The sequence below is a fragment of the Bradyrhizobium guangdongense genome (assembly GCF_006483445.1).
GTDB classification, from domain to species: domain Bacteria; phylum Pseudomonadota; class Alphaproteobacteria; order Rhizobiales; family Xanthobacteraceae; genus Bradyrhizobium; species Bradyrhizobium guangdongense_A.
On record NZ_PPPT01000065.1, the window covers coordinates 1 to 12142 of the forward strand.

Here is a 12142-nt window from a genome sequence, read left to right on the forward strand (position 1 = left end):
CGTTCCGCCGCCGCCCGCGCCTCCGCCGTAATCTCCGCGCCCGCGAGCATCCGCGCGATCTCCTCGCGGCGGTGGTCGGCGGCGAGCGCGTTGACGCGGGTGGCGACGCGCTTGCCCTTGTCGAGGGCGTCCTTGGAAATGAGCAGGTGCTGGTCGGCGCGGGCGGCGACCTGCGGCGCGTGGGTCACAGCCATCACCTGTACCTTGCCGGCAAGGCGTGCGAGGCGGCCGCCGATGGCATCCGCTACCGCGCCGCCCACGCCGGTGTCGATTTCGTCGAACACCAGCGTCGGCGCGGAGCCGCGGTCAGACAGCACGACCTTGAGCGCCAGCAGGAAACGCGACAGCTCGCCGCCGGAGGCGACCTTCATCATAGGCCCCGGCTTGGTGCCGGGATTGGTCTGAACCCAGAACTCGACGCGATCAAAGCCCTGCGGCCCCGGCGCAGTCTCGTCCGTGTCGACCTGCGTCATGAATTTTGCGCGTTCGAGCTTGAGCGGGGCGAGCTCGGCGTTGACGGCCTTGTTGAGCTTTTCCGCCGATTTCTGCCGCGCGGCCGACAGCTTCTTGGCGGCCGTGCCGTAGCGCGCATCGGCTTCGATCGCGGCGCGCTCCAGCTTCTTCAATTGCTCGGCACCGGCATCGATCAGCCGGACGTCGGCGGCATATTTGGCGGCAAGTGCCGCCAGCGCATCGACCGGCGTCGAATATTTGCGGGAGGCGGCGCGCAGCGCGAACAGCCGCTCCTCGATGCGCTCCAGCTCGGCGGGATCGAAATCGGTCGCGGCAAGGGCTGCCTGCAAATGCTGGTCGGCCTCCTCAAGCGCGTTGATCGCGGCATCGATCGCCTTCACGGCGGGCTCGACCAGCGCCGGCGAATTGACACCGCGGCGTTCCAGCCGGCGCACGGCCGCGGAGAGGGTTGCGACCGGCGAATGATGGCCGCCGACGGCCTCCTGCGCCTCGCGGAGGTCGGAGGCGATTTTTTCGCCCTGCATCATCGTGGTGCGGCGGTTCGCAAGCTGCGTCTCTTCGCCGTCCCTGGGCGCGAGCTGCTTCAGCTCGTCGGACGCATGGCGCAGATAGTCGGCCTCGCGCGCGGCGCGCTCCATGCCGGCGCGGTGCTCGTCCAACGCGGTGTTGGCGGTGCGGCGCGCCTCCCAGAGGTCCTCGACGGCGGCGACGTCCTTTTCCAGGCCCGCGAAGGCGTCGAGCAGGCGGCGGTGGGTGGCGGCATCGACCAGCGCGCGTTCGTCGTGCTGGCCGTGGATCTCGACCAGCGCCGTGCCGACCGCCTTCAGCGTCTGCACGCTGATCGACTGGTCGTTGATGAAGGCGCGGGTGCGGCCGTCGGCGAGTTGCACCCGGCGCAGAATCATCTCACCGGTATCGTCGAGCCCGTTCTCGGCGAGGATCTTCATCGCCGGATGGCCCTTGGGCACGTCGAAGACGGCGGTGACCTGGCCCTGCTCTGCGCCGTGGCGCACCAGGCCGGCATCGCCGCGGCCGCCAAGCGCCAGCGCAAAGGCATCGAGCAGGATGGATTTTCCCGCGCCGGTCTCGCCGGTCAAAACGGCAAGCCCGCGGGCGAATTCGATATCGAGCCGTTCGATCAGGACGATGTCACGGATCGACAGACGCGCCAGCATGGAACCAAATTTCCTAGCCGAGAGCTAAAGACCCATCTTCTTGAAGGCCCTGCTCATCCAGGAACCCTGATTCTCGCTCGGCTCGAGACCGCCGGATTTTACAAGATTATAGGCGTCCTTGTACCAGCGGCTGTCAGGAAAATTGTGGCCAAGCACGGCGGCCGCGGTCTGCGCCTCGCCGACGATGCCGATGGTCAGATAGGCCTCGGTGAGCCGGAACAGCGCTTCCTCGACGTGCCGCGTGGTCTGGTACTGCGTGACCACGGCCTTGTAGCGGTTGATGGCCGCCGTGTAGTCGCGCTTCTGCATGTAATAGCGGCCGATATTCATCTCACGGCCGGCGAGCTGGTCGCGGCCGCCCTCGATCTTGGCCTTGGCCGAGGTGGCGTATTCCGAGTTCGGATATTTGCGCACGACCTCCTCGAGCGAGGCGATCGCCTTCTCGGTCCGGCCCTGGTCGCGGCTGATGTCCGGAATCTGGTCGTAATGCGAGGCCGCGATCAGATACTGCGCATAGGCGGCGTCCGGGCTGCCGGGATGCAGCGTCACGTAGCGCGTCGCAGAGCCGATGCAGCCGTCATAGTCGCCCGCCTGGTATGAGGCATAGGCGGACATCAGAAGCGATTTGCGGGCCCACTCCGAATAGGGATGCTGACGATCGACCTCTTCGAACTTCTTGTTGGCCGCCTTCATGTCCTTCTTTTCGTTCATCAGGTACAGGCCCTGATTGTAGAGCTTGTCGGCGGGCTCCTCGACGAAGGTGTCGTCCTTGGCGGTGAACTTGTCCCAGAGCTCGCCGGTGCCGCAGCCGCCCAGCGGCAGCGCGAACATGAACAAGGCAGCCGCCTGCAGCAGCCGCCGAGCCGAAGCTCTGGTTAGTTCGCGCGTCATACGCTGTGCCGACATGAGTTTGAGACCTGACGCCCTGTGATGCGTGCCCGCCCCCTGCCGACCCCGGTCTTGTGACCTTAGCCTTGGGCGCGAGAATACCCCGTGCGAAATCACCGGACCGCGGCGCGCTGCCATGCGACGAGGCCGGTGCATCCAAAAAACGATCGTTACCAATCGGATAGGCAGGCATTTCGCCCGGATTAAGGCGACAACGGGCGGATGCTAGCCAATCATGATTACCAAGAGATTCGCTCGTGGCCAAAGTGGCCGGAACAGGGCTGGAAGGTCCCTTAGGACACGTCCGGGCCGTAGGCGGCGGCAATCCGGCCACCGACGATACCGCTGCCGACCTCGACCATGGGCCGCGCGGGCCGGCGGACCGCCTCGCCCTCGACCACCCGCCAGGCGGTACGGTCGGCGAGCATCGCGGTCAGGACGGCGTGGTTGAGCTTGTGGCCGCCGCGAACCGAGCGATAGGTGCCGAGCAGGGGCAGTCCGGCCAGCGCCAGATCGCCCACCGCGTCCATCGCCTTGTGGCGCGCGCATTCATCGGCGAAGCGCAGGCCTTCAGGGTTCAGCAACCGCTCGTCGTCGAACACCGCGGTGTTCTCGAAGGAGGCGCCGAGCGCAAAACCCGCGCCCCACAGCCGCGCCACGTCGGCCATCAGGCCAAAGGTGCGGGCACGGGAAATCTCGCGGCGGAACCGCTCGGGGCTGAGATCGAGCGTGTAGCTCTGCTTGCCGATGACGGGATTGACGAAGTCGATCTCGACCTCGGCGCGGAAGCCGTTGGCATTGGGCTTGAGCTCGCCGAAGGAATCGCCGATCGCAACCGAAACCGGCTTCAAAACCTGGATGAAACGGCGCGGCGCCAATTGGCTGACGATGCCGGCCTGGTCGATCGCCGCGACGAAAGCCGCCGCGCTGCCGTCCATGATCGGCACTTCCGGACCGTCGATCTCGATGGTGGCGTTGTCCACACCCATGCCGCGCAAAGCGGCCAGCACATGCTCTGCGGTAGAGACCAGCGGGCCTTCGCTATCGCCCAGCACGGTCGCGAATTCGGTCGAGATCACCTGCTCGGCAGTTGCCTGCACTTCACGGTCACAGCCTTCGAGACCGGTGCGGACAAAAATAAAACCTGCATCGATCGGTGCAGGTCCCATGGTGAGGGTGACGGGGAGACCGGAATGAACGCCGACGCCAGCCACGGTGGCCTGCGCACGAAGCGTTGTTTGCCGGCTGGATTTCATCAGGAACTGCCCCACTACGACTTATACAGGACTCAACTAACCGACCGAGATCGTCCGTTCGAATCCGCGTATCCCCAAGTCACGGCAGACCATAGTCACTGCCCCAAACAGCGCCAACTCACGCTTTTTTACCAATTGTTACCCCAACTCTGCCGCATTCGCGCCAAGGCTTAACCAAATTGCGGCACGGCGGAGGGGGTTTTTGGCAACCACATTCGATCACCGAATGCATAATTAATCATTTAGAATCAGCGCCTTGCCTCGGCAACCCGGGATGCTACGGGCCAAAAGCAAAGGTCCCGGCGATCATCTCGCCGGGACCTTTTCCACAACTGGGATTGTAACAATCGTCAGGTCGCCTGGCGCCGCAGGAAGGCCGGAATATCAAGATGGTCGTCACCCTGTGGCGCCGGCGCAACAGGCGCCGGGCGGCCATGAGCGTCCAAACCTTGCGGCGCGGGACGACGAGCATACTCCGATACCGGCTCATGCGACGCGATCTGCTGGGCGACCGAGCGCTGCGGCTTGCGCTCGGGGAGCGCCGGCATCGCCGGACCCGAGCTGCGGGCCGCAACGGGAGCCTCGGTCTCCTCGTCGCGGCGGCCGAGGCCGACATTGGCGAGCCGCTGCAGCAGCGACAGACGCTTCTGCGGGGTCTCTTCCTCCGTCTCACCCCGGGCCTGGCGAATCTCGGCCTGGGCCGTCATCGGCAGGTCCTCGAAATTCGGCATCCGCGGTGCGCGCACCGGCGGGCGCGCAGGCTGCGGTGCGATGAAGGTTTCGGGGACCATTGGCTCGTTGGTCGCCACCGGTGCTGCTTCCGGCTCGGGGAACAGCGTGGGCTTCTGCGCGATCGGACGCACGGTGACGTCGCCATAGGAGGCCGGCTGCACCGGCGCGGGCGCCTGCGGCACCTCGGCAACGGCGGCTGCGATCGCGGCGAGCGCAGCACGCTCGACGCTCGGGCGCGGCGCAACCGGAGCGGCCGCAACAGGTGCCGGAGCGGGTTGGGCTTCCAGCTTCTGGGCGCGCTCGGCGAGGCGCTGGTTGTCGGCGCGCAGGCGCGCGGTGAGATCGGCGAGACGGCTCTCGGCGACCGCGGCAGGCGCCTGCGGAGCGGCGACGGCGGCCACCGGCGCGCTGGTCGCCTGGGCGTTGCGGGCGATCTGATCCTTCTCGATGCCGGTCGCGACGACCGAGACGCGGATCAGGCCGTCGAGCGCTTCGTCGAAGGTCGCGCCGACGATGATGTTGGCGTCCTGGTCGACTTCCTCGCGGATACGGGTCGCGGCTTCGTCGACCTCGAACAGGGTGAGATCCTTGCCGCCGGTGATCGAGATCAGGAGACCCTTGGCACCCTTCATCGAGCTATCGTCGATCAGCGGGTTGGCGATCGCGGCTTCCGCGGCGGTCAGCGCGCGCTTGTCGCCGGAGGCCTCGCCCGTGCCCATCATCGCCTTGCCCATTTCGCGCATGACGGCGCGGACGTCGGCGAAGTCGAGGTTGATCAGGCCTTCCTTGACCATCAGGTCGGTGATGCAGGCAACGCCCGAATAGAGCACCTGGTCGGCCATCGCGAAGGCGTCGGCGAAGGTGGTCTTCTCGTTGGCGACCCGGAACAGGTTCTGGTTCGGGATGATGAGGAGCGTATCCACCACCTTGTGCAGCTCGGCGATGCCGGCTTCCGCCGTGCGCATGCGGCGCTGACCCTCGAAGTGGAACGGCTTGGTCACGACGCCGACGGTGAGGATGCCCATCTCGCGCGCGGTCTTGGCGATGACGGGAGCGGCACCCGTGCCGGTGCCGCCGCCCATGCCGGCGGTGACGAACACCATGTTGGCGCCCGAGAGATGGTCGCGCAATTCGTCGAGCACTTCTTCGGCAGCGGCTGCACCGACGTTCGGCTGCGAGCCGGCGCCGAGGCCTTGCGTCACGGCCGTGCCCATCTGCACGATGCGCTGCGCCTTCGACATCGTCAGCGCCTGCGCGTCGGTGTTGGCGACCACGAAGTCGACGCCCTGAAGGCCCGCCGTGATCATGTTGTTGACGGCGTTGCCGCCGGCGCCGCCGACGCCAAACACGGTGATCCGCGGCTTCAATTCGTGAATGTCAGGAACATTGATGCTGATGGTCATGGTTGCCTCTCGATCACGCGCGCGTGGTTTGGCCCCGGCCGGCGGCCGCGGGAGTTGGTGAAATTCGGGGATTGCGGAAATTGGTCATCAAAAGCCCTCGCGAAGCCATCGTCCGACCTTTCCGAAATAGCCGCCGGTCCCTGTCTTGACCTGCCGCGTGTGCCGCGGTTCGACATGTTCGAGGTGAACATATTGCGGGTAGACAAGCAGTCCGGCGGGCACCGCGAAGGCGGCGTTCTTCGCCTCATTAGGCAGGCGGCCGAAGCCGAGCGGACGTCCGATCCGCACCGGACGACCGAGAATTTGCGTGCCGAGCTCGACGAGCCCGGTGAGCTGCGAGGCTCCGCCCGAGAGCACGACGCGGCCATTGGGCTCGGACGCGAACGGCGAGTCCTTCAGGCGGTCGCGCACCATCTCGAAAATCTCTTCGGCGCGGTGCTTGACGATGTTGGCGATGGTGGCGCGCGAGACGATCTGCGGCAGGTCCTGCTCGTCGCCGGCGGTCGGCACCGACATCAGCTCGCGCGTGTCGGAGCCGCCGGTGATGACCGTGCCGTACAGCGTCTTGATGCGCTCGGCATCCGCGATGGTCGCGGACAGGCCGCGCGCCAGATCCATGGTGATGTGCTGGCCGCCGACGGCAAAGCCCGCGGCGTGCACGAAGCGGCCGGCGGAGTAGATCGCAATCGTCGTGGTGCCGGCGCCCATCTCGACGACGGCAGCCCCGAGATCGGCTTCATCGTCGGTGAGCACCGACAGGCCCGCGACATAAGGGCTTGCGGCCATCGCTTCGACGTTGAGATGGCAGCGCTCGACCGCCAGCATCAGGTTGCGCGCAACCGTCGCATCGCAGGTGACGACGTTCATGTCGACGCCGAACTGGCGCGCGACCATGCCGCGGGGATCGCGGATGCCCTTGACGCCGTCGAGCGTGTAGCCCACCGGCAGCGCATGCAGCACGGTTCGGCCTTCGCCGGTGGCGTGGTGCATGCCGGTGGAGGTGACACGGTTGACGTCGGCCGGCGTCACGGCGCCGCCGCGGATGTCGGCGGCGGCTTCGACGAGCTGGCCCGCGAGCCTTCCGCCGGAGACCGAGAGCAGCACGGACTCAACGCGGACCTTGGCCATCTTCTCGGCAAGGCCGACGGCCTGGCGCACGGCCTGCTCGCATTCGGCGAGATCGATCACCGCGCCGGCCTTCATGCCGCGCGACTGGATCTGGCTGTAACCGATCAGCTCGACCGCATGGGTACGGCCGCGCAGGGCCTCGCTCGGCTGCGACGGCTTCAGCCGCGCGATCATGCAGGCGATCTTGCTGGTGCCGATGTCGAGACAGGCGACGAGACCGCCGCGCTTGTGCGGCATCTGGCGCGTCTTCGGGGTCTGGCTGCGATCAAGTCCGGTCATGCGGGTTCACCGGACTTCTTCTTGGACTTCTTGTCCTTGAACAGCTCTTCGCGCGCCTTGGCGGCGTCGTCGGACAGTTGCACCACCAGGCGATCCGGCAGGCGCATGTCGACCGCGACGATGTCCTTGGAGAACAGTTTTTCGTCCTTGTCGAGCTTCGACAGTGCGGCGAGCGCGTTGCCGACGTCCTGCTCGGGCAGGCGGATATCGAGCCCGTCCTTCAGCCGCAGATTCCAGCGCCGCTCGCCGATCAGGATCGCGGCCTTGGTCACCGACTGCACCTGCGGATAGCGCGCCAGCAGCGCCAGGAAATCGCGCGCGCGGGTATCGGCGCCCTTGCCGACCACGAGCGGCAGGTTGAGGAAGCGGCGCGAGACGTAGGGTTCGAGCACCGCGCCGTCATCGGCGATGACGGAGAGCCGGCCGGCCGTCTGCCACAGCGCGAACGCCGTACGCTCGGTGATGTCGATCTGGAGCTGGCCGGGATAGAGTTTCAGCACGGTCGCGTCCGCAATCCACGGATTGGCCTTGAGCCTGTCGCGAACGCCGTCGGCATCGAGGAACAGCAGCGAGGAGCGGCCAGAGACGCCGCCGATCGCGAGGATCTCGTCCTGGCTCAGCTGCTTGCGGCCGTTGATCGCGACCGTGGTGATGCGAAAACCTGCGGAATTGGCCAGCGCATTGCGGGCGTCGCTGACGGCGGCGATGAAATCCTGCAGGTGGCCGCCCTTCACCACACCAAGACCGGCGGTGGCGGTGAGCAGCAGCAGCGTCATGACGATACCGACGCGGCGCGGCGCGTAGCGTTCGACCAGCGCGACGACGCGCGGCGGCGGCTCGCGCTCGGGAACGGCTTTGGCGCGGGCGCGCTTCTCGTCGATTTTTGCTTGGCGTTTTTCCTGGCGCTTCTGTTCGAACCACTCGCGCAGAAGCACGACCGCTCCAACAGCGGCCGCCTTCAGATCAGCTTGGGGCCTCAGCGATCGCAGTGCCGATCGAACGAGGCTGCCTTCACCATCCATTGCACGAGCTCGTCAACAGTTTGCCCGCAACATCGCGCGGGGTCTGGCGCCCATGACATCTCGGACTTGCCGGGTCTGGTCTTCAGCAGAAGAAGCCTTTCCCCTCCAGGGAACGTGGGGCTATCGCGGGAACATCCGCGACAGCTCACGCGCCGGCAGCCAAAGCGCATATGCGCCGCCAGCGTTAACCTTCGGGCTTCCTGGTAAACAAAAGGTAAAATTGGTTAAGATGCGGAGCTTTTTGCCTCGATATGTGAGGTATTTGTGCCGCAACGCCCGGCATTTTACCGGTTTCGGTTCCAAAACGGGCCGTTTGGCCCGTCCAAGGTGTTAACGGCCGAGACTTACTTCCCGGCCCTCCGCCCCGCCAGCACGATCAGGTCGCGCAGGAAGTCGACGAATGCGATGCCCTCCGCTTTCAGCGCCTTGGGGTAGAGCGAGGATTTCGTGAGTCCGGGCAAGGTGTTGGTCTCCAGGTACACGAGGCCTTTTGCGGAGACGATGAAGTCCGAGCGCGAGTAACCCGTGCAGGACATCGCGCGATGGGCGCGCATCGCGTGCTCCTTCAACGTCGCGGTGACCTCCGGGGTGAAGCGGCCGGGACAGATCTCCTGCGTCGACTTGAGGAGATACTTCGCAGCGTAGTCGAAATTTCCTTCGCCCGGAATGATCTCGATCGGCGGCAGCGACATCAGCGAGCCGTCGGATTTTTCCAGCACGCCGCAGGTCGCCTCCACGCCGGCGATGAAGGGCTCGATGACATACTCCTCGGTCTTTGCGGCGTTGCGGACCGCGACGAGATCCTGCCTGGCGTTGACGAAGATCAGGCCGTAGCTGGAGCCGTCGCGCGACGGTTTTGCAATCAGGCGGCCGTACTCGGCGAAGGCGGCGTCGAGATTGTCCAGCGCAATGTTGTCGGGCGGCGTCACGCCGCCGAGCGCGGCAAAACGCTTTGCGGCGATCTTGTCGAACGCGAGGTGCGAGGACGCAGAGCCGGAGCCCGTGAAGGGCACGCCGCGCGATTCGCACATCACCTGCAATTCGCCATTCTCGGCGCGGCCACCATGCAAACCCAGCACCAGCACGCGGCCTTCCGCCTTCGCCTGGTCGAGCGCCAACGCGAGCGGCTTGCCTGATGTGCCGGGCTTGAACTCGTCCTCGAACGGGCGCGCGTGCTCGGCGAGCTGCTGCGCGGGGACAACGTGCACGTTGTCCTCGACGTCCCAGAACCAGAGATCGGCCTCGGGCAGCGCCTGCTGCAGCGCCTGCGCGGTCGCGACCGAGACCAGACGCTCCTTGTTGGAGCCGCCGAAGAGAATGGTGGTGCGCATGCTATTCGTCCGTCACCCATTTGTTTTCGTCATTCCGGGGCGCGACGAAGTCGCGAGCCCCGGAATGACGGTGATCATGGAACCCCGATCCGCTTGATTTCCCAGTGCAGCTCAATTCCGGAATTCGCCTTCACGCGCTCGCGCACGGTCTCGCCCAGCGTCTCGATGTCGTGGCCGGTGGCATCGCCCGTGTTGATCAGAAAATTGCAGTGCATCTCCGACACCTGGGCGCCGCCGACGCGCAGGCCGCGGCAGCCGGCGGCATCGATCAGCTTCCAGGCGCTGTTACCGGGCGGGTTCTTGAAGGTCGAACCGCCGGTCTTTTCGCGGATCGGCTGCGCGGTCTCGCGATGGGCCTGCACCTCGGCCATCCGCGCGCGGATCGCCTCAGCATCCCTGATCAGCCCACGGAAGCGCGCTGAGGTGAAGATGACGGAGGGATCGACGCCGCTGTTGCGGTAGACGAATTTCATCTCCGCATTGGAGAAGGTGTGCTTCTTGCCGTCGCGACTGACGCCGGTCGCCTCGATCAGCACGTCCTTGGTCTCGCCGCCATTGGCGCCGGCATTCATGCGCAGCGCACCGCCGATGGTGCCGGGAATGCCGAAGAAGAATTCGAGTCCGCCGATGTTGGCGCCGGCTGCGACTTCCGCGACGCGCTTGTCGAGCGCGGCGGCACCAGCGGTCACGACGTCGCCATCAGCGCTGGCATCGCCAAAGGCGCGCGGCGCGAGGCGGATCACCACGCCCGCAATGCCGCCATCGCGCACGATGAGGTTGGAGCCGACGCCGACGACATAGACGGGAATGTCGACTGCGAGATGCGCGAGGAAATAAGCGAGATCGTCCTCGTCCGCCGGCGTGAACAGCACCTGGGCAGGACCGCCGACACGAAACCAGGTGAGCTCCGCCAGCGACTGGTTCGCGAGCAAGCGCCCGCGAAGGGCGGGCATTTTGGCCTTCAGCTCCGGTGTAATGTCGGGAAAGCCCACTGCCCTCACCCCAGCGCCTTCAATTCGCCGGGCAGCGCGTAGGCCCATTGCGTGATGTTGCCGGCGCCGAGGCACACGACGAGATCGCCTGACTTCGCCAGGCCCTTGACGATACCGGCCAGCTCGGAAGCCTGCGGCAGCGGAATCACCTCGCGATGGCCGTGCGCGCGCAAGCCCGCGACGAAGTGATCGCGGTCGATGCCGTCGATCGGCGTTTCGCCGGCGGCATAAACCTCGGCGACGACAACGGCATCCGCGTCGTTAAAACAGGTGCAAAATTCCTCGAACAGCGATTGCAGGCGGGTGAAGCGATGCGGCTGCACCACGGCGATGATCTTCCCATTGCTGGATTCGCGCGCCGCTTTCAGCACGGCTGCGATCTCGACGGGGTGATGGCCGTAATCGTCGATCACGGTGACGCCATTCCATTCGCCGGTCTTGGTGAAGCGGCGCTTCACGCCGCCGAAGCTCGCGAGCGAATTGCGGATCGCGTCGTCGGAGACGCCGAGCTCGTGCGCCACCGCAATCGCCGCCGTCGCGTTAGAGGCGTTGTGGCGTCCGGGCATCGGCAGCATGAGGTCCGCGATCTCGTGCGTCTGGCCGGTCTTGCGATTGCGGATCGCGACCTTGAACTTCGATCCGCCGCCCATCGGCGTGAGGTCGAGCAGCCGCGCATCGGCCTGCGGGTTCTCGCCATAGGTGATGATGCGACGGTCCTCGATCTTGCCGACCAGGCTCTGCACCGTCGGATGATCGATGCACATCACGGCAAAGCCGTAGAACGGCAGATTTTCAACAAACAAGCGGAACGCGTCCTGTACCGCCTCGAACGTCTTGAAGTGATCGAGATGCTCGGGGTCGACATTGGTGACGATCGCGACATCCGTCGGCAGTTTCAGAAACGTGCCATCGCTCTCGTCGGCCTCGACCACCATCCAGTCGCCGGCGCCGAGACGCGCGTTGGAGCCGTAGGCGTTGATGATGCCGCCATTGATCACGGTCGGATCGATGCCGCCGGCATCGAGCAGGGTTGCGACCATGGTGGTCGTGGTGGTCTTGCCATGCGTGCCGGCGATCGCGACGCAGCTTTTCAGCCGCATCAGCTCGGCCAGCATCTCGGCGCGGCGCACCACCGGAATGCGCTGCGCGCGCGCCGCCATCAATTCCGGATTGTCGCGCTTGATCGCGGACGACACGACGACGACGTCGGCGCCATCGACATTCTCCGCCTTGTGGCCGACCGAAACCTTTGCGCCCTTCTTGCGCAGCCGATCGAGATTGTAATTGTCCGAGGCGTCCGAGCCTTGCACGGTGTAGCCGAGATTGACCAGCACCTCTGCGATGCCGCTCATGCCGATGCCGCCGATCCCGACGAAGTGGATGGGTCCGATCTCGCGCGGCAGTCTCATGGTGTATCCCGTCGTTCCGGTCGTCATGCCCGGGCTTGTCCCGGGCATCCACG

The 12142-nt window shown here is 65.9% G+C and carries 9 protein-coding genes; all 9 read right to left on the reverse strand.

Annotation, left to right across the window (positions count from 1 at the left end):
- The coding region (recN, locus tag C2U70_RS09535) for a DNA repair protein RecN (RefSeq protein WP_140977749.1) at window positions 1-1649 on the reverse strand (1649 nt) is incomplete at its 3' end.
- Between the two features lie 24 nt (window positions 1650-1673).
- Window positions 1674-2555, reverse strand: coding sequence for an outer membrane protein assembly factor BamD (locus C2U70_RS09540; protein ID WP_140977750.1), 882 nt, complete (start codon window positions 2553-2555; stop codon window positions 1674-1676).
- 275 nt (window positions 2556-2830) lie between these two features.
- Window positions 2831-3793, reverse strand: a complete 963-nt coding sequence (gene lpxC, locus C2U70_RS09545; RefSeq protein WP_140977751.1) for a UDP-3-O-acyl-N-acetylglucosamine deacetylase — start codon at window positions 3791-3793, stop codon at window positions 2831-2833.
- A 350-nt stretch (window positions 3794-4143) separates the two neighbouring features.
- Window positions 4144-5928, reverse strand: a complete 1785-nt coding sequence (gene ftsZ / locus C2U70_RS09550; RefSeq protein WP_140977752.1) for a cell division protein FtsZ — start codon at window positions 5926-5928, stop codon at window positions 4144-4146.
- A gap of 87 nt (window positions 5929-6015) precedes the next feature.
- Window positions 6016-7335 (reverse strand): cell division protein FtsA, encoded by a 1320-nt coding sequence (ftsA, locus tag C2U70_RS09555; protein WP_140977753.1) that lies wholly within the window; start codon window positions 7333-7335, stop codon window positions 6016-6018.
- The gene (locus tag C2U70_RS09560; protein WP_140977754.1) at window positions 7332-8357 is read right to left on the reverse strand and encodes a cell division protein FtsQ/DivIB; all 1026 of its coding nucleotides are present in this window, start codon (window positions 8355-8357) and stop codon (window positions 7332-7334) included. Before C2U70_RS09560 ends, ftsA begins: the two co-directional genes overlap by 4 nt.
- A 344-nt stretch (window positions 8358-8701) precedes the next feature.
- A complete protein-coding gene (locus tag C2U70_RS09565; RefSeq protein WP_140977755.1) occupies window positions 8702-9688 on the reverse strand; it encodes a D-alanine--D-alanine ligase family protein in 987 nt (328 codons plus the stop codon).
- Between the two features lie 74 nt (window positions 9689-9762).
- Window positions 9763-10680 (reverse strand): UDP-N-acetylmuramate dehydrogenase, encoded by a 918-nt coding sequence (murB, locus tag C2U70_RS09570; RefSeq protein WP_140977756.1) that lies wholly within the window; start codon window positions 10678-10680, stop codon window positions 9763-9765.
- A 5-nt stretch (window positions 10681-10685) separates the two neighbouring features.
- Window positions 10686-12089: a UDP-N-acetylmuramate--L-alanine ligase gene (murC, locus tag C2U70_RS09575; protein ID WP_140977757.1), complete on the reverse strand. Its 1404-nt coding sequence runs from the start codon at window positions 12087-12089 to the stop codon at window positions 10686-10688.
- Window positions 12090-12142: the final 53 nt, after the last annotated feature.

Bases quoted from the DNA above. Each gene is read 5' to 3' on its own strand.
- C2U70_RS09540 (WP_140977750.1), bottom strand. From the start codon at position 2,555: ATGTCGGCACAGCGTATGACGCGCGAACTAACCAGAGCTTCGGCTCGG.
- lpxC (WP_140977751.1), bottom strand. From the start codon at position 3,793: ATGAAATCCAGCCGGCAAACAACGCTTCGTGCGCAGGCCACCGTGGCT.
- ftsZ (WP_140977752.1), bottom strand. From the start codon at position 5,928: ATGACCATCAGCATCAATGTTCCTGACATTCACGAATTGAAGCCGCGG.
- ftsA (WP_140977753.1), bottom strand. From the start codon at position 7,335: ATGACCGGACTTGATCGCAGCCAGACCCCGAAGACGCGCCAGATGCCG.
- C2U70_RS09560 (WP_140977754.1), bottom strand. From the start codon at position 8,357: ATGGATGGTGAAGGCAGCCTCGTTCGATCGGCACTGCGATCGCTGAGG.
- C2U70_RS09565 (WP_140977755.1), bottom strand. From the start codon at position 9,688: ATGCGCACCACCATTCTCTTCGGCGGCTCCAACAAGGAGCGTCTGGTC.
- murC (WP_140977757.1), bottom strand. From the start codon at position 12,089: ATGAGACTGCCGCGCGAGATCGGACCCATCCACTTCGTCGGGATCGGC.